The sequence below is a fragment of the Thermomonas sp. HDW16 genome, from assembly GCF_011302915.1.
Lineage (GTDB): Bacteria > Pseudomonadota > Gammaproteobacteria > Xanthomonadales > Xanthomonadaceae > Thermomonas.
Genome location: NZ_CP049872.1, coordinates 2,204,150 through 2,222,001, shown reverse-complemented (window position 1 = coordinate 2,222,001; position 17,852 = coordinate 2,204,150). Strand labels below are relative to the sequence as shown.

At 64.1% G+C, this 17,852-nt stretch carries 16 protein-coding genes; 5 read left to right on the top strand and 11 right to left on the bottom strand.

From position 1 onward, the window contains the following. Window positions 1-22: 22 nt before the first annotated feature. On the bottom strand, window positions 23-2,467 hold the full coding sequence (locus G7079_RS10430) for a serine/threonine-protein kinase (protein ID WP_166057242.1): 2,445 nt from the start codon (window positions 2,465-2,467) through the stop codon (window positions 23-25). Further along, on the bottom strand, window positions 2,460-3,107 hold the full coding sequence (locus tag G7079_RS10425) for a response regulator transcription factor (RefSeq protein ID WP_166057241.1): 648 nt from the start codon (window positions 3,105-3,107) through the stop codon (window positions 2,460-2,462). The genes G7079_RS10430 and G7079_RS10425 overlap by 8 nt, the downstream gene beginning before the upstream one ends. A gap of 144 nt (window positions 3,108-3,251) precedes the next feature. On the opposite strand from G7079_RS10425, the gene G7079_RS10420 reads away from it, so the two are divergent. Further along, a complete protein-coding gene (locus G7079_RS10420) occupies window positions 3,252-3,776 on the top strand; it encodes a hypothetical protein (protein WP_166057240.1) in 525 nt (174 codons plus the stop codon). A gap of 35 nt (window positions 3,777-3,811) precedes the next feature. Next, window positions 3,812-4,843, top strand: a complete 1,032-nt coding sequence (locus G7079_RS10415; RefSeq protein ID WP_166057239.1) for a hypothetical protein — start codon at window positions 3,812-3,814, stop codon at window positions 4,841-4,843. Window positions 4,844-4,852: 9 nt separating this feature from the next. On the opposite strand, the gene G7079_RS10410 is transcribed toward G7079_RS10415, so the two are convergent. From G7079_RS10410 to G7079_RS10370, 9 genes are all read right to left on the bottom strand, one after another. Continuing rightward, a complete protein-coding gene (locus tag G7079_RS10410) occupies window positions 4,853-6,163 on the bottom strand; it encodes an amino acid permease (protein WP_166057237.1) in 1,311 nt (436 codons plus the stop codon). A 30-nt stretch (window positions 6,164-6,193) separates the two neighbouring features. Continuing rightward, entirely contained in the window at window positions 6,194-7,279 is a 1,086-nt protein-coding gene (locus G7079_RS10405; RefSeq protein WP_166057236.1) for an aromatic ring-hydroxylating dioxygenase subunit alpha, read from the bottom strand. Between the two features lie 79 nt (window positions 7,280-7,358). Further along, the gene (locus tag G7079_RS10400) at window positions 7,359-9,353 is read right to left on the bottom strand and encodes a M2 family metallopeptidase (RefSeq protein ID WP_166057235.1); all 1,995 of its coding nucleotides are present in this window, start codon (window positions 9,351-9,353) and stop codon (window positions 7,359-7,361) included. A 96-nt stretch (window positions 9,354-9,449) separates the two neighbouring features. Continuing rightward, window positions 9,450-11,543, bottom strand: a complete 2,094-nt coding sequence (locus G7079_RS10395) for a phospholipase C, phosphocholine-specific (RefSeq protein ID WP_166057234.1) — start codon at window positions 11,541-11,543, stop codon at window positions 9,450-9,452. A gap of 139 nt (window positions 11,544-11,682) precedes the next feature. Beyond that, window positions 11,683-12,153, bottom strand: coding sequence for a hypothetical protein (locus G7079_RS10390; protein WP_166057233.1), 471 nt, complete (start codon window positions 12,151-12,153; stop codon window positions 11,683-11,685). 25 nt (window positions 12,154-12,178) lie between these two features. After that, window positions 12,179-12,445, bottom strand: a complete 267-nt coding sequence (minE, locus tag G7079_RS10385) for a cell division topological specificity factor MinE (protein WP_166057232.1) — start codon at window positions 12,443-12,445, stop codon at window positions 12,179-12,181. A gap of 3 nt (window positions 12,446-12,448) precedes the next feature. Beyond that, window positions 12,449-13,261 (bottom strand): septum site-determining protein MinD, encoded by an 813-nt coding sequence (gene minD, locus G7079_RS10380; protein WP_166057231.1) that lies wholly within the window; start codon window positions 13,259-13,261, stop codon window positions 12,449-12,451. A 30-nt stretch (window positions 13,262-13,291) separates the two neighbouring features. Next, complete coding sequence (gene minC, locus G7079_RS10375; RefSeq protein ID WP_166057230.1) at window positions 13,292-14,065, bottom strand: septum site-determining protein MinC; 774 nt, start codon at window positions 14,063-14,065, stop codon at window positions 13,292-13,294. Continuing rightward, window positions 14,062-14,661, bottom strand: a complete 600-nt coding sequence (locus tag G7079_RS10370) for a GNAT family N-acetyltransferase (protein ID WP_166057229.1) — start codon at window positions 14,659-14,661, stop codon at window positions 14,062-14,064. Before G7079_RS10370 ends, minC begins: the two co-directional genes overlap by 4 nt. Window positions 14,662-14,793: 132 nt before the next feature. Here G7079_RS10370 and G7079_RS10365 point away from each other — a divergent pair, with 132 nt between their 5' ends. The 3 genes from G7079_RS10365 to G7079_RS10355 all read left to right on the top strand — a co-directional run bounded on the left by G7079_RS10365 (window position 14,794) and on the right by G7079_RS10355 (window position 17,797). Continuing rightward, window positions 14,794-15,996 (top strand): sensor histidine kinase, encoded by a 1,203-nt coding sequence (locus tag G7079_RS10365; protein ID WP_166057228.1) that lies wholly within the window; start codon window positions 14,794-14,796, stop codon window positions 15,994-15,996. Continuing rightward, window positions 15,993-16,634 (top strand): response regulator transcription factor, encoded by a 642-nt coding sequence (locus tag G7079_RS10360; protein WP_166057227.1) that lies wholly within the window; start codon window positions 15,993-15,995, stop codon window positions 16,632-16,634. Before G7079_RS10365 ends, G7079_RS10360 begins: the two co-directional genes overlap by 4 nt. 101 nt (window positions 16,635-16,735) lie before the next feature. Then, window positions 16,736-17,797: an SRPBCC family protein gene (locus G7079_RS10355; RefSeq protein WP_166057226.1), complete on the top strand. Its 1,062-nt coding sequence runs from the start codon at window positions 16,736-16,738 to the stop codon at window positions 17,795-17,797. Window positions 17,798-17,852 lie beyond the last annotated feature (55 nt).

The window sequence follows — 17,852 nt, the reverse complement described above, 5'->3', positions numbered from 1 at the left end:
TTTTGCTTCCGGGTTTCCCCGCTTATTTCAGGTCGGCTCGCAGCAGGGCGCCGGCCTTGGCCTGCATCCCAAGCGTGCGATAGGCATCGGCAAGCCGCTGGCTGGTCAGCGCCGTTTGTGGGTGGGCAGGACCCAGATGCTTCACGGCAAGCTGGTAATCCGGCTCCAGCAAGGCAAGTGCCCGTGCAGGCTCATGTGCGCGCAACAGGCATTCGCCGGCATTGGCGGTGAAAGTGATGGTCTGTAGATGGGCCTCGCCGAGCGCCTTGCGTGCGCGTGGAACGAGCGCATCGAAGCGCGTGCAGGCTTCCTTGAGGCGCCCAAGATGCATCAGGCTCAGTGCGTAGGCGTTCTCGTGCGAAAGCGTTTCCGGTCCGTCGGCAAAACCCTGCCGTTGCGCCGATTCCAATGCTTGGCGCGATAGCGCCGCGGCTTCCTCGTAACGGTTTTGTTTCTGCAGGAATACGGCCAGTGCGCTCATCGCGCTCAGCGTGTAGTGATGGTCAGGCCCGAGTTGCGCACGGTATTGCGCGAGTACGCCGCGCATCAGCGCCACGGCCTCGGTCGATGCCGGATCCTGCGATTGCAGTGCTGCCGCCAGCATGAAGTGGGTGGTGATGGTGAGCATGTGGCGCGGGCCGAGCGTGCGGTCGAGATCGGCCATCAGTGCCCGCGTGAGCGCCTCGGAACGGGGGAGATCGCCCAATTCGCGAACGATGGCTGCTTGTGCGAGGCGTGCTGTGAATGTATCCGGATGGTATGGGCCTAGCGTTTTTTGCAGAACAGGCAACAGGGCTTCGTAGTCGGCGAGCGCGCCCTTGCCGTCGCCGGATTGATGGCGCAACTGGATGGCCTGGGAAGCGATCGCCAGGCTCAGTTTGTCGTCAAGGCCGAGCAGGCGTTCGGAATCTGCACGCAGCGGTGTGATGGCCGAGATGGCCTGCTGTGTTTGGCCCAGGGTAGCGGTATCGGTGACGGCCTGGGAGCGCGCCTCCAGCCATAACCGTTGTCCAAGCTTGTCGCGCGGTTGCGGTTCGGCCAGCAATGGCTGTAGCAGCTGCAAGGCGCCGGCATATCGTCCTGCAGCGCTGAACACTTCCGCATGCGCCAGGCGCAGGCGGTTGCGGGTGTAGGTATCGGTCCCCGGCGTTGCATCGAGCGCAGCCTGCGCAGAAGCGATGAGTGCCAAGCCCTGTTCGACATCGCCGCTCCGCGCAAAGGTCAGGCCCATCGTGCGCGCAACCAGGGCGCGCACTGGCATGGGGACCGAGTGATCATTATCCAGGGAGACCCGCGCGGCATCGAGGAACTCGCGCAGGCTGGGCGGGTGCCCGCGCAGGACTTCAGGATCGGAACCCGCCAGGATGTTTTCAAGGAATGCATTCGATGCATCCAGCTGCGCTGCGCGGGTATCCGCCTCGGCGCGGGCGCGCGCTTCCAACATCCCGTAACGGATCGAGACAACGCTGCCGATGACAAGCGCCAATGCCGCCACCGCGATTGCGGCCGACAACGCACGATGGCGCCGCACGAACAGCCTGAGCAGATAGCCGGCAGTCGGGGCGCGGGCGATGATCGGTTGGCGCTGGCGCACACGATCCAGTTCCTCGGCCAGTTCGGCGGCAGTGCCGTAGCGCTGCGTGGCCTCGGCGGCCATCGCCTTCATCACCACGGTTTCGGTGTCGCCGCGTGCTTGCGGAAGATGCAGCGACAAGCGTTCGGCGCGCGCATCGCGCAGTACCGCGATGGCTTCCATGACCGTCGAAGTGGACAGCCCGGGATAGGGCAGTACGCCGCTGAGTAACTGATAGGCGATCACGCCAAGCGCATACACATCGCTGCGCGGATCGTCGGCCGCGCGCGAACCTGCGAGTTGCTCGGTGCTCATGTACGGCACGGTGCCCAGCACCTGGCCATCCATGGTCATCGCCGCGTCCTCGCGGGTCATGTGGGCAACGCCGAAATCGAGCACGTGCGGCTGGCCGTTCGCGTCTACCAGAATGTTGGCGGGCTTGAGGTCGCGGTGGACGATGCCGCGGCTATGTGCGTAATGCACGGCGCGGCCGATTTCTGCCAGCAGCGCGAGCTTCGCGTCGATGCTGGGTGCCGGTTGCGCGTTCGCCCAAGTCAGCAGGTCGTGGCCCTGCACGCGTTCCATCGCAAGCCAGGGCAATGGGCCTGCTTCGGTGTCGGCCACGCCCGCGGCGTACAGGCGGGCGATGGCAGGGTGCTCCAGCCGGGCCAGCAATTCCGCCTCGCGGCGAAAGCGCAGGCGCGCTTCGGCTGGCAGGCTGGCGGTGCGCAGTACTTTCAACGCGATTTCGCGCGAAGGTTCGGTTTCCTCGGCCAGGTACACGCGCCCACTCGCGCCTTCGCCCAGGATTCCGAGGATGCGGTAGGGGCCGATGCGTGCTGGCAACGTTGCTGCGGGTTCGTTCGATTCAGCGACAAGGTTCGGGTCAGGCATGCGGATTCACCAGGCCGAGGCGGGTGGCTTCCAGCGCGGCTTCGGCGCGGCTGTTGACCTTCAGTTTGCGATAGATGCTTTTGATGAACTCGTGCGCTGTGTGGTAGCTGACGCCAAGCTGGGCGGCGACTTCGGCGATCTTGTAGCCCTTGGCGATCAATGCCAGTGTTTCGCGTTCGCGAGGCGTAAGTGTGATGTCACTTGCCTCCGGACTGGCGGCTTCGGTATCGAATACGCGCAACAAGCGTCGCGCGATACTCGCCGACAATGGCGGTTCGCCTGCGGCAATGCCACGCAACGCCTGCGCGGTTTTCTCGTGCGGTTGATCTTTCAGCAGGTAGCCATCGGCACCCGCGCGCAGCGCGGGGAAGAGGTGATGATCATCGGCGAAGATGGTGGTGACCACGATTTGGCAATCGGGGTGGCGGCGGTGGATGGCATGGATCAAATCGATGCCGGAACCATCCGGCAGGCCAAGATCGACCAAGGCGATATCAGGCGCCTCGTTTTCCACATGGCGCAATCCTGCGGCCAGTGTCGCGGCATGGGTCACGCGGATGCCCGGGAAACACGCCTCCAGGGTTTCCTGCAGCCAGCGCGCAAGCGGTGGCTGATCTTCGAGCACCAGACCCGTTCGCATTCGATGGTTCCCCCTGGAGCGATACCGAAGACTGCGCAGGCCCATCGTCGCCGTCAAGGCATTGCGGCGGGCTCCCCCCAGAACTGGGTATGTCGGCAGATCGAACGCTTGCATAGCCTTGCTGCGTCAACCAAGGGGGAGGTCATGAACATGAAACTGCATCATGTCGCTGTATTGGGGAGTTTGTTGTTCGTGGCCGGCAATCTGCATGCCGCTTCGCCGGATGCGTCCGTCGGCAAGAAGCTGGATGCCACGGGGCTTAAATACGAAGTCGACGGGGATGGCGACTACAAGCTGCTGTTCGCCGTGGACGGCGGGCGCTCGCAAATCGTCTGGGTGCGCACGCCGACGGAGGCGCTTGGTGGCATGCGCATCCGCGAAGTGCTGTCGATTGGCGGCAAGATGTCGAAGCCGCAGACCGAAGAGGAACTCACCGCCCAAGCGGTACTGACCTCCGGTGCGATGCTCAAGTCCGGCAATCAGAAGCTGGGTGGCTGGGTGCTGAAAACCTCCGGCGATGACAGCGTGTTCTATTACGTCGCCCAGGTTCCCGCGGATATTTCCGCCGAAGACCTTCAAGCCGTGACCCAGGTGGTGGCCAAGAGTGCGGACGCCTTCGAGGTGGTCGCCGAGACCATGCTGGAAACGAGCAAGAAGGACACGTACTGACCGCCCGTCGGTATCGACCAACAAGGGGAACAAACATGCGCGTCAAGAAGCGGCTGGTCCTGCTGGCCTTCGTCCCATTCGTCTGCCTGGCGTTGCCATTGGTCGCGCTGGCAGGAACGCCGGAACTCGATGTTTCTACCGCTGCCATCAAGGGTCAAAACAAGGTCGCGATCGCGGAATTCGGCGTCGAATTCTTCACCCAGTTGAACGGGAAATCCACGCGCGGTGCGGCACGTGCCGATGTCAGCAGTACGCTGGCTGGCGTGGATGATGCGGATTTCCAGGCGATCACCGACAAGGCCTATGCCGACACCGTGGCTGCGCTGCAACAGGCCGGCTTTGAAGTGGTGGATCCTTCCGTGCTGCAGTCCAACGCCACTTATCGCGAACTCGGCGTCAAATACGGCCATCCATCGCCATACATCAATGAGGACAAGCACTTCGGTGATCGCAAGCCCACGATCAGCAAGATCTTCGCGCCCAGCGGAACCGGTCTGTTGGCGTATTACCAGTCCAGCAACAAATCGGATGTGTTGCGCGGCAGCGTCGGTGAGCGCATCGATGTGCAGAACCAGGGACGTGGCGCGAAGGAAGGCGAGATCGCCAAGGCCTTGGGCGTGACGCTGCTACACATCAACTACCTGGCGTCGTTCGGCGAGCCGAACAACCCCAAGCACAACGGCTTGTTCAGCGGCATGACCGCGCGCGCCAAGGTCACGGTGTCGCCGATGTTGTGGGCCGACGAAACCGCGTTGCAGTTCGTCACCGAAGCCGGTGGCCGCACCTTCGGCAACAGCCGCATGCGCCACAACGGTTGGGTGGCGCTGGACGACGAGCTGGTCGGCGACGCCGGCGTCTTCACCAGTGCGGACACCACCACCGCCAAGACCAAGCGCAATGATCTGGTGGTAGGCGCGATTGGTGTCTTGCTGGGTGGCGGTAGCGCGCAGAAGACGCGTGACAACGAAGTCACGCCGACCAGCGCAGAAGCCTACCGCGCGACGTTCGGGAGCTTGATTGCCGAAACCGCAAATGCCTTCGCCGGAAAGCTAGGCGCGGCGCGCTGAGATGCGGTTTTACCGCCCGGCGACCACGGTCGGGCGGCGCTTCATCCACAGGTAGATCGGCGCGCCGGCCAGCAACAGCACCGCGCCCCAGGCCAGCGCCTCCGCACCGGCACCTGACAAGGCAAACAGGCTGTACAGCAGGGCCAGGAACGCGACGGCACGGCCGCCGTTGCTGCCGCCACTACGCAGCCAGGCCGCGCTGCTGGCGGCATAGGGCAGCAGGATGGCCGAGGTCGAGATCAGCAGGATGAAGGTGAACAGCTCCACCAGCGAACGGCTGTAGCTAGCGATCACCAGCACCGTTGCCAGCACGCTGCCGACCAGGATGCCGAACGCCGGCGTGCCGTTGCGATCCAAGCGCGCGAATGCACGCGGGAACAGGCCATCACCGGCGGCCGCCAGCGAGACCTGCGCGCAGACCATCACCCAGCCGTTGATCGCGCCAAAGGTGGAGACGGCTGCCAGTGCCGCGATGCCGAGCGCCGCGCCCGGTCCCCACACGCGCCCGGCCGCTTCGGCCATCGGCGCGCCGGAGTCCTTGAGTACATCGCCCGGCACCAGGCCGATCACCGCGGTGCAGGCGAGGATGGTGGCGATGCCGGCCAGCAAGGTGCCCAGCAGCGTGGCTCGCGGGATGGTGCGCTTTGGATCGCGGATCGAACCTGCCGGCACGGTGGCGACTTCCAGTCCGCACAGCGCCCACATGCTCAGGATCACGGTGACATGCGCGACTTTCGGCAGGGATTCGCCACTCGGGTTGAACGGGATGTAGTTGCCGGCATCGACAAACCACAACGCGACGATGCCGAACAACAGCAGTGGCACCAGTTTCAGCGCAGTGAGCAGGACCTGCAGCCGTCCGGCCTCGCGCAGCCCTGCCAGATTGACGAAGGTGCAGATCCACAGCGCAACGAGGGCGCAGGTCGCCGCGCGCACTGGCGTTGCGGTGAGCGCCGGGAAGATCGCCCCGATGCTGCCGGCGAAGGCCACGGCGATCGCGGCCATGCCGGACCAGATCGAGATCCAGTAACTCCAGGCGATGCCGAACCCGGCGGCATCCCCGAACGAACGGCGCACATAGGCATAGGGCCCGCCCGTGCACGGCCAATGCACCGCGAGCTTGGCGAAGGTGGCCGCGAGCAGCAACGCGCCGCACAGGGCGATGGCCCAACCCACCAGGCTGGCGGCGCCGTACGGTGCCAGTGCGGCCGGTAGCAGGAACACGCCGCTGCCGATCATGCTGCCGACGACCAGCGCGGTCGCCATCCACAAACCGAGGGGCTTCGCCGCAACCTGGGGTTCAGTGCCTGGATCGGTCATGCGGTGTTCCTCTGCGGGTTCGGTGGACGATCAGGGAGTCGATGTCGCGGCCTGGCAATACGCCGCGCGCAGCAATTCATGGAAGTGGTGCACGCCGGTTTCGCGCAGCGGGTTCAGGCGGCCAGGGACATAGCTGCCCGAAGCGAAACCACGCTGCACGTCCTCGCAGATGCCGAGGTCTTCGTGTTGCACTTCGTCGCTGAAATTGAGGTCGGCGTCGCGCTTGGCGGGGTCGGGTTCGCCGGCATCGTCCAGCGCGTAGTAGCTGTCGAACAGCACCCGGCAGCGGCCCACGCCCAGCGGGATCACCCGGTTGGTCTGCAGCCGGCCGGGAAGGATGTTGAGCATCGCGTTCGGCCACAGCCAGTAGTACAGCGCGTCGCCATTGCCGTAGAGAGAGGCGTCGCTTTCCAGCGGACTCCATTGCAGCGAATGCCACGGCGACAGCTCGGTGCGATAGCTGCGGTAGTCCAGCAACCGGTTCAAGCCGGGATGCACATGCGGGACGTGGTAGCCCTCGAGGTAATTGTCGACATAGACCTTCCAGTTGCAGGCGATGTCGTAGCTGGCGCGATGGTGGCCACCGTAACGGTCCAGCCTACGATCCGGGCCGAGCCGTGCATCAATGCCGGCGACGAAGGCATCGAAATCGGGCGCATGCTCCGCATCGACCGCGGCGAACAGCATGCCCTGCCAGACCTTCACCGCGAGTTGCGGCAGGCGGATCTCGGCGACATCGAAGTCTTGCGCGTCCTTCATTTCCGGCGCTGACTTGAGCACGCCATCTAGTCCGTAATTCCAGCCGTGGTAGCGGCAACGCAGTGATTTCGCGGCCAGGCCATCGCGCTGCGCGATTGGTCCGGCGCGATGCCGGCAGACGTTGTGGAAGACGCGAATCTCGCCGTCTGTGCCGCGCACGCCGATCACCGGCAGGCCGCCGAGGTCGGCGACGATGTGGTCGCCGGCCTCGCGCAACTGGCTCACATGTGCGAGCAACTGCCAGTTGCGGTCGAGGATGAATTCGCGGTCGACCACCGCCATCGACGGATCGACGTAATAGCGTGCCGGCAAGGCGGTAGCAGTCTTGGCAGGCTGTGGAGAGAGATCGTCATTCATCCCGCCAGTATTGCGCTTGCTTGCCGGAAAAAAGAAGACCCGCGATGCGGGTCTTCGATTTCGATGCCGGGCTTGGATTTCAGCCGGCTTTCTGCGGGGTAGCGGGCGTTGCCCCAGCGGCAGTTCCGGCTGCATTCCAGCCGCAGCTGCTGCCCGCGTTCTGTTCCTTCAGCCAGGTCTGCAGCGGCGCGAAGTATTCGAGCACGGCGGAGGCGTCCATCTTCTCGCCGCCGGTGAGTTCCTTCATGGTCTGCTGCCATGGCTGGCTGGCGCCCTTGGACAGCATCGCCCAGTACTTCTTGCCGGCTTCCTTGTTGCCGTAGAAACTGCATTCGTACAGCGGGCCCTTGTAGCCGGAGGCGTCGCACAAGGCCTTGTAGAATTGGAACTGCAGCACGTGCGAGAGGAAGTAGCGGGTGTACGGTGTGTTGCCTGGCACATGGTATTTCGCGCCCGGATCGAAGTAGGTCTCACCGCGTGGAGTGACGGGCGCGACGCCCTGGTACTTCGCCTTCAATTCCCACCACGCCTTGTTGTAGCCGTCCGGCTTGATCGAACCGTCGAACACGCCCCAGCGCCAGCGGTCGATCATCAGGCCGAACGGCAGGAACGCGACCTTGGCCAGCGCCATGCGCATCTGCGCATTGATCAGTGCCTCGTTGCTCTGCTGCTGTTCGCCGACCAGGCCGACCGAGGCCAGGTACTTCGGCGTCATCGCCAGCACGATGGTGTCGCCAATGGCTTCGTGGAAACCGTCATGCGCGCCGCCCTGGAACAGCGGCGGCTGCTTGTTGTAGGCCAGGTCGTAATAGATGTGGCCGAGCTCGTGGTAGATCGTGGTCAGCTCTTCCTCGTTGGGCACGATGCACATCTTGGTACGCACGTCGCCGGCCATGTTCATGTCCCAGGCGCTGGCGTGGCAGACCACGTCGCGGTCGCGCGGCTTGATGAACTGGGTCTTCTCCCAATAGCTCTGCGGCAGCTTGGGCATGTCGAGCGAGGTGTAGAAGTCCTGCGCACGCTCGGTCATCTTCTTGGCGGTGACGAGTGCGGCGGCGCGTTCGGCATCCACCTCGCGTTGTGCCGCGGATGCACCCGGCGTACCGGGCTTCGCGCGTTCGCTGGTGAGGTCGGCCTGGGAAATCGCGCGCAGTGCAGTGTTCACGTCCAGGCTGCCGGCGCCCGGGTAGGGCTGCATCATGTCCCAGAGGTTGCCCCAGTCCTGCTGCCACAGGTTGCCCATCAGGTGCGCCGGCAGCATGCCGCCGGCCACTTCACCCTTGTCCTTGCCGTACTTCGCGTCGAGCTTACCGCGCGCGTAGCAGTGCAGTTGTTCGTACAGCGGCTTGACCTGGTCCCACAGGCGATCGGTTTCGGCGGCCAGCTCGGCCGGGCTCATGTCGTAGCCGGAACGCCACATCTCGCCGGCATCGGCGAAGCCCATTTCCTTCGCGCCCTCGTTCACCAGTTCTGCGAAGCGGATGTAGTCCTTGCGCATCGGTTGGCTGATGGTGTGCCAACCTTGCCATGCATCCAGCTGGGCGTCGTAGTCGCGGCTGGTGGCCAGCACTTCGCTGAGTTGGCCGATGTCGCGGCAGGACTTGGCATCGCCTTCACCCTTGCAGTAGTTGCCGGAGCCATACATGCCTTCCATGCGGGTGGCGATCTGGGTCAGCTCTTCCAGCTTCTTCGGATCCTTCGGCGCCGGCATCGCGGTCATCAGCTTGAGCAGCTTGATCGCACGCGCGGTCTCCGGCGACATCTGCTTGCCTTCGAAGCGCTTGGACTGTTCGATCCAGCCATTGAGCTGGGTCAGCCAGCGTTCGTTGGCCTTCGCCGCCAGCATTTCACTATCGCTGTTGATGTAGGTGTTGGACAGCCATTGCGCCGAAGTCAGTTCTGCGTAGCTCTTGCGGAATTCGTCGTTGACGCGGGCGATGAACTGATCCGCGGTTTCGCCTGCCGGCGACGGGGCGACGCCAGTGGCGGCGGGTGCTGCGGCATCGCGCTTGCAGGCGGCAAGGCCAAGGCTGCCGACAATGGCAAGGGCAAGCAGGGCAGGGCGTAGTTTCACGGGACGTACCTCGGCAGCGTAATGCGCAGGAACGGCAAGGCTACCGTGTCCAGCGCTGGCCGCAAGTGACGTGGTTCATGTCCCGCGTGGCGGACGCTATGCGCCGATCGCCGGGTCGCTGATGCTCGCCAGGCCGGTTTCCATGTGTCCGGCCAGTCGACGGAGGAAATCGGTGTCGGAGTCCGAAGCGATGGAGAGGTCGTACCAATGGTCGCCATCGAGGATCGACCATGCATCGTCGATGGTCGCACCTGCTGGAAGGGGATGGATGCGCGCCGGTTCGGCGCTGTAGAGGTTGGGCGTCACCGTCAATATGCAGGCGGCGTTGCCCGCGTTGTGCAGGCGCAGAAGAATGCGTCCGCCGGCAGTGTCGTAACGTACCTGCACTTCCGGTTGCGGATGCCCGGAACCGGCGGTCAGCAGGTTGCCCCTGAATTCACGCAGGAATCCGTTCGGCCCGAATGCGCGCAAATCGTATTTGTCGGTGCTCACCGCGGCCGCGTTCCAGTAGTCGGACAGCCGCTTGCCGGCCTCTACCGTATAGAACCAAGGGCCATCATCGCGATTGAGCGAGTACACGTTGAAGCACGCTCCCGCCGCACCGGTGTTGATGAAATCGAGCCAATACAAGCCGTTCGCGGTATCGGGACGTCCGTCGACTTGCAGGTCGTAGGGCAGGGCGCGGGCCGGCCGCCGGCCGCGTTCCTGGCGCGGCATCGCCTGCTCGGCCGGTACGCGTGGTTTGGCGAGCATGCAGGCGGCATCGGCACCGCCGATATTGCCGGAGGTATTCGGCAATGCGGGCCAGGCTACATCGGGATGGGCGAACGCCATGGCCGTGGTTAGGTCGCCGCACACGGCGCGCCGCCATTCGCTGATGTTGGGTTCCATCACCCCGAAGCGTCGTTCGAGGAAGCGGATCGTGGATGTATGGTCGAACACCTGCGAGTTCACCCAGCCGCCCTTGCTCCACGGCGAAATCACGAACATCGGCGTGCGTGGGCCCAGACCAACCGGCACGCCGTTGTAGTTCTCCGTGCCGGTATCGACGGTGCTCAGTCCCATGCTGCGCTCGATCGCCGGCAGCGGTGCGGGCACATGGTCGAAGAAGCCGCCGTTCTCGTCGTAGTTGACGATGAACACCGTCTTCGACCAGACAGCGGGATTGGCCGCGAGTACTTCCAGCAGACGCGAAGTCAGCGATTCGCCATAGGCGGGCGATGCCTCGGGGTGTTCGCTCATGATGTAGGGCGGTACCAGCCACGAGACCTGCGGTAGCGTGCCCGCTTCCACGTCGCGTTTGAAGGCGCTCACGAGGTATTCGCCGCGCGATGCGGAAGCGTTCTCCGCGATGGAGCCCGCCACCCATGCGCGGCCGCGTTGATACAGCGGGGAGGATGCGGGCAGGTTGCGGAAGTTGGCGAAATTCTGCAGCGAGTTGTCGCCGTAGTTGTCGTATTCCTGGTAGACCTTCCAGCTCACGCCTGCGTCTTGCAAGCGCTCGGCGTAGGTGCCCCAGGTGTACGCCACGAAATCCGGATCGTCCCTGGACATGTCGGCGGTCCAGTTGCCGTCGTCCTTGTTGCCCACCGCCTGCATGCCGCTGTTGCCAACAGTCAGGCCACTGGTGCCGGCGAACATGTGCATCCGGTTCGGGTTGGTCGGCCCGAAGATCGAGCAATAGTACGCGTCGCATACGGTGAAGGCATCGGCTACTGCGTAGTAGAACGGCAAGTCCTCACGGGTGAAGTGGCCCATGCAGAACGGGCCCTTCACCTGCACCCATGCGTCATGGTTTTTCCACAGCGCGTGCGAGCGCTTCCAGTTGTGGTCGATGTCGGACAGGCATTGCGCGGCGGTCGTGCCGGTATCGAGGTGGAATGGCAGCGTGACCTTCTTGCCGCCGATGCGATCCGGTTGCTGCCAGACGGTGCCGCCGCCAGGTAGCGGGATCGGGCGCGGGTCGTCGAAACCGCGTACACCGCGCAACGCGGCCAGGTAGTGATCGAACGAACGATTCTCCTGCATCAGGATCACCACGTGCTGCACGTCCTGGATCGTGCCGGTGACCACCGCGGGTTCGACCGCAATCGCATCGCGGATCACTTTCGGCAAAAGCTGCACGCCGATGGTGCCGGCCGCGGCGGCGGCGGAGAGCTTCAGGAAATGACGGCGGCGTTCGGACACCATGGCGCTGTCCCCAGTGGTCGTGAAATCGGTTTGTGCATATGCAGTGCTCGCCTGCAGCGTTGCACAAGTAGACTATGCATAACCATGGGGGCATGTCCGCAAGCCGGCGGAACGGGACGTTTCGTTTCGATGGCCCGAGTTACGGGTCGATCGTCCGTCCATGGGCCAACCCGCGTGCATCCAACCATTGCCACGCAGCTTCGGCATCCCGTTCGAAATAGGCACGAGCCGAACCCAGGCGGAAGGTGTAGCCCCATTCGTCCATGTCGGCAAGGACGCGATCGCGACCCACGCCAGGCAGTGCATCGCCCAACAGGACTTGCAACACGCATACGGCGTTTTCTTCTTCGATCGAATCGGTGGCGTCGGTGTGCACCTGCGCACGCCGCTCCGGCGGCAGCACGATCAAGTGGCAGGCTTCGTGCAGCAGCGAATGCACCGGAGTGTCGCTGCGTGCGTACACGCAGTCGCCGATGATGCCGGCTTCGCATTCGCCCCAGTAGCTACCGGGGATCGTCTCGCCGTCATCGACGCGCTGTAGCGTCAATCCGTGTCGAGCGAGCAGGGCGGCGGCATCGTCGAAGCCGATGTCCGCCAGAGTCAGGATCATGTTGCCCGTAGCGCGCAGGCTTGGATCAGGCGCCTGCCGCCGCACCGCGTTCGGGCAGCGACACCGAGATATCCAGTACGTCGTGTTCGCCGTCCTTGACCACGTCGACCTTCACCGCATCGGCATCCACGTTCACGTACTTGCGGATCACTTCCAGGATCTCGCGGCGCATCAGCGGCAAGTAATCCGGCGCGCCATGCGAGCTGCGTTCCTGCGCGATGATGATCTGCAGGCGGTTCTTGGCGGTGGCGGCGGTGGTCTTCTTGGGCTTCAGGAAATCAAAGATCGACATGCCTCAACCCCCGAACAGCTTGCTGAAGAAACCCTTCTTCTCCAGCTGGGTGAAGCGCATGGGGCGCTCTTCGCCCATGAGGCGCGCGACGGCGTCGTCATAGGCTTGGCCGGCGTTGGATTCGGCATCCATGATCACCGGCTCGCCCTTGTTGGAGGCGTTCAGCACGTCGCCGGATTCGGGGATCACGCCGATCGTCTTCAGGCCCAGCACTTCCTCGACGTCGGTGATCGACAGCATTTCGCCGTTCTCGACACGCTGCGGGCTGTAGCGGGTCAGCAGCAGGTAGGCGGTGACGTCGCCATCGCCATGTTCGGCGCGGCGGGTCTTGGATGCGAGCAGGCCGAGGATGCGGTCCGAGTCGCGAACCGACGACACTTCCGGGTTCACCACCACCACCGCCTTGTCGGCAAAATACATCGCCAGGAATGCACCCTTCTCGATGCCGGCGGGGGAGTCGCAGACGATGTAGTCGAAGCCGTCGTCGGCCAGGTCCTTCAGCACCTTCTCCACGCCTTCCTTGGTCAGCGCGTCCTTGTCGCGGGTCTGCGACGCGGCCAGCACGTACAGGCTGTCGAAGCGCTTGTCCTTGATCAGCGCCTGCTTGAGGGTGGCCTCGCCGTGGATCACGTTGACGAAGTCGTACACCACGCGGCGTTCGCAGCCCATGATCAGGTCGAGGTTGCGCAGGCCGACGTCGAAGTCGATGACCGCGACCTTCTTGCCGCGGCGCGCCAGCCCGGTGGCGATGCTGGCACTGGAAGTGGTCTTGCCGACGCCGCCCTTGCCCGATGTGACTACGATGATTTCCGCCAAGTTGGCTTCTCCGTTGAAACGCAATGCGCGCTAGTCGAGCGCGGCGAGTTTGATTTGCCCGTTCTCCAGCCAGATCTGCACAGCCTTGCCGCGCAGCTCCTTCGGGATGTCTTCCAATACCTTGTAATGCCCGGCGACCGCAACCAGTTCCGCATGGAACTCGCGGCAGAAGATGCGTGCGTCCTCGTTGCCTTGCGCGCCGGCCAGCGCGCGACCGCGCAATGCGCCGTAGATGTGGATGCTGCCGTCGGCGATCACTTCCGCGCCGGCACCGACCGCGCTGAGCACGGTGAGGTCGCGGTTGTCCGCGTACACCTGCTGGCCGGAGCGTACCGGTGTGCGCTGGATCAGGCCGGGGCTGGCAGAAACCGCTGCCGGTTTCGTGGTTACTGGCGGCGGCTCGCTTTTCTTCGCGCGAGCGGGTTCGACCGCTGGCGTGGGTGGCGGGGTATCGCCATCGAGGCGTTCGTATTGCGCGCGGAACTTGGCCAGCAGCGGCAGGCCAAGTTGTTGCGAGAGCGCTTCGATCTCTTTCGTGCCATAGGCCAATGCAACCGGCAGCACGCCGGCGGTACGCAGGCCCTCGACCAGAGCGCGGGCGTCCTCGAGGGATGGCGTCTGGCTCAGTCCGCCGAAATCCAGCACCACCGCCGCACGCGCGAACAGGTTGGGTGCGCGCTGCACGCGGCCCTGCATTTCCGTGGCAAGTTGCGCGACATCCAGCGTGCGCACGCGCAGATTGGCGATGCCGACTTGGCCGAACTTCAGTTCGCCCGCCTGGGCGTAATCGACCGCCGCGCTCATGCGCAGGTACCCGTGGGACGTTGCGCGGCGCGTACCGGGCGCGGATGCAGCAGCCAGGCTTCATCAGGCAGCGCGTCGCCATAGGTATCGCGAACCCATGGGTAGCTACATAGGGATTTCATCAACATCGCCGCGCGCACATCGTACAGGGGCATCACGTGCTGGCCGACTTCGCGGAAACCGAAGCTGCCGTGGAACAGCAGGGCGTGGTCGGTGCCGGGCTGCAGGAACACTTCGCAGGCCATATGCGGGTAGCGCAGTTCGGCGTAACTTTGCACGTCAGCGTACAGCGCCCGGCCGACACCACCACCGCGCCGCCGCGACGCCACCGCGACGCGGTCGATATAGAAGAAGTCGGGATAGCGCTGGTGGAACCAGGCGAAGTTGCTGCTGTCGTGATGCGCGTGCGAACCGAGGCCGATGAGAAAGCCGGCGATGGCGTCGTCGCGCACGGCCACGCGGAAATACTCCGCGCTGTCGAACAGCAGGCGAAGCCTGGCCGCATCGAGGGGGAGGATCGCGGGTCCTGCGGCGTTGTTCAGGGCGAGGACGGAATCCAGCTCGTGCTCGCGCACGTCGCGGATGGCGATCGACATTCCTTGGCTCCGTATGGCTTGCTGCAGACTGCCGCGCCGATGCGCGACCTGTCCGGATTATCGCATGGGCCGTTCGTCGCGGCCATGACCTTCGGCGCGGGCGCGGTGCCCGTTAAGAGGTTATAAATCCGCATGCTCTCCCGACTCTCACATACCCGCCTGCTGCGCTACGCCGGCCTGTTCACCTGGGCGATGGTCGGCCTGCCATTGCTGTATTCCTGGATCCGGCCGATGTATGGGCAACTCGGGGACGAGGAACTGATCCTGCCGCCGATGCCATGGCAGGGCTGGGTCGCCTATTTCGTTTTCGGTTTGAGCTACACCTGGTTGACGCGCGGGCTGGGCCACCGCAACCGTTCCGTCGGCGATTACATGCTACTGCTGCTGTTGACCATGGCAGCGCTCGGGGTCAGCTACTTCAACGGATCCGGGCTGGGGAGCGTGTTGTTGATGGTCGCGGCCTGCGTATTGCCGTGGCTATTGCCACTGCAGCTGGGCGCGGCCTGGTTGGTGATCAGCCAGTTGGCGACCGTGCCGGTGTTCGCGCTGTGGCTGAACTTCCCGCTGCTGGATGCGTTGATGCAATCGCTGTTGTATGCGGGGTTCTCCGGCTTCGTTTTCATCACCAGTCTTGTTGCGTTGCAGCAATCGGAGGCGCGCGAGGAGCAGCGCCGGCTGAATGCGGAACTGCGTTCGACCCGCGCCTTGTTGGCCGAGAGCGCCCGCGTCAATGAACGCACCCGCATCTCGCGTGAGCTGCACGATCTGCTGGGTCATCACCTGACTGCGCTGAGCCTGAACCTGGAGGTGGCCGGCCATCTGTCCGAGGGGCGGGTCAAGGAACATGTGCAGCAAGCGCATACCTTGGCGCGCTTGCTGCTCACCGATGTACGCGAGGCAGTCAGCCAGTTGCGCGAGGGCGGGGCGATCGACCTCGGCGTCGCGTTGCGCCCGTTGGCCGAAAACGTGCCGAAGCTCGACATCCACATGGATATCCAGCAGCCGCTGACGGTCGAGGATCCGGAGCGCGCGCACGTGTTGCTGCGCTGCGCCCAGGAAGCGATCACCAACGCGGTACGCCATGCCGGTGCGCACAACCTGTGGCTGAGCGCGCATGGCGACGGCTCCCAGGTGGTGATGCAAGTGCGCGACGACGGCGACGGTTCGGATGACCTGGTACCAGGCAATGGCCTGCAGGGCTTGCGGGAGCGCCTGCACCAGTGCGGTGGCCGACTGGAGATCGCAACCGGCCGCGGCGAAGGTTTCCAACTCACAGTGACCTTGCCGGCGGCCTCGAACGTCGATCCCGGCATTCCCGAAGGAGTGGCTGCATGATTCGTGTCTTCTTGGTCGACGACCAGACCCTGGTGCGACAAGGCATTCGCTCCCTGCTTGCATTGGCGGAGGGCATCGAAGTGGTGGCCGAAGCGTCCGACGGGCGCCAAGCCGTCGAGCACATCCCGCACGTCGGGCCCGACGTGGTGTTGATGGACATGCGCATGCCGGTGATGTCCGGGCTGGAAGCCCTGCAGGCGATGGGTCGCGCCGGCACCTTGCCGCCGACCATCATCCTCACCACCTTCGACGACGACCAACTGGTACTGGCCGGGATCAAGGCCGGAGCCAAGGGCTACCTGCTCAAGGACGTGTCACTGGAGCAACTGGTCGATGCCATCCAGGCCGTTGCCGGCGGCGGCTCGCTGGTACAACCGGCCGTGACCCAGCGCCTGCTGTCCGGGCTGGAGCACATGCGCAACGAATTCGTCAGCCTGGATCGCCCGGATCCGCTGACCGACCGTGAAACCGAGATCCTCCGGTTGATGGCCTCAGGTTTTTCCAACAAGGAAATCGCCAATTCGCTGGGTGTGGCCGAGGGCACGATCAAGAACCACGTCTCGAACATTCTCAGCAAACTGGGCGTACGCGACCGTACGCGCGCCGTGTTGAAAGCGTTCGAGCTGCAATTGGTCTAACCGGTCGCAATTTTCCCTCTCCCACGGCCCCCGGTCGGTTTGGTACGATGACGGGTCTGCGCGGCCGTACGCCGCGATGCGGCTTACCCGGAGATTCCTGAATGACTCGTTTGCTCGAGATCCTGATTTCCCTTGCGATCGTGCTGGGCCTGTTCTTAGTCGTGGCCTTGGTGTTGCCATCCAAGCGCCACCTGGTCGAGAAGATCGAGACCAATCGCAAGCTGACCATCGTGTTCGACAGCCTGAACGGCGTGCGCCGCTTCAAGGACTGGAACCCGTTGGTATTGCGCGACCCGCGCGTGCAGTTCAGCTACTCTGGCCCTGATTCGGGTGTGGGCGCCCGTCTCGACTACGTGTCGAAGGAAGAGGAGCTGGGCAAGGGGTCGTGGGAAATCACGGAAAGCGTCCCGCGCGAGAAGATCAGCTACAAGATCGATAACCCGGAGCGCGGCAGCAACAAGCGCACCAGCTTCACCTTCAAGCCAACCGGCCGCAACAATCGCAATGTCGAGATCTCCCAGACCTACGACGTCGAGTACGGTTGGAACCTGCTGGGCCGTTACGCCGGGATGTACGTGTCGCGCCATGTTGGCGACGACATGAAGATGGGGCTGGGGCGCATTGTCAACATGTTGGCTGCAGTGCCGAACGTCGACTATGCCGTCTCCGGCAGCAAGCTGACCGGTTTCAAAGTCGTCGATCGCCCTGCCGAAGACGTGTTGTTCGTCAGTGCCGGCAGCGTCGAGCGCGGCAACTCGCAGATCCAGGCATCGATCGCCGCCAACAGCGAGTGGATTCGCCGGGTGATGGATGCGAACGGGCTGGAAGCCGTAGGGCCGCTGCGCATTGTCACCACCGAGCTGGCTCGCGAGACCTACAACTTCGACGTGGTTCAGGTCGTGCGCAAGAAGGACGGCGGCGCGGTTGGCGACGTGTCCTTGCAGGGGCCTGTGAAGTTCGAACAGTCCAAGCCGGGCAAGGTGGCCACCGCGTCTTACACGGGTTACATGGCCGAGCTGGAAAACGCGCGTAACGCGTTGCGTGCATGGTCGGTGACCGCCGGCTACGAAGTCACGGGCCGCGCCTATGAATCCTACAAGTCCGGTGTCGCAGCTGCGTTCACCGAGAACGGCCAGTTCGACGTTTATTGGCCGCTGAAGTGATCGGGCAGGCATAGCCTGCCGATGCATCGAACGAACGCCGCGCTTGTCGCGGCGT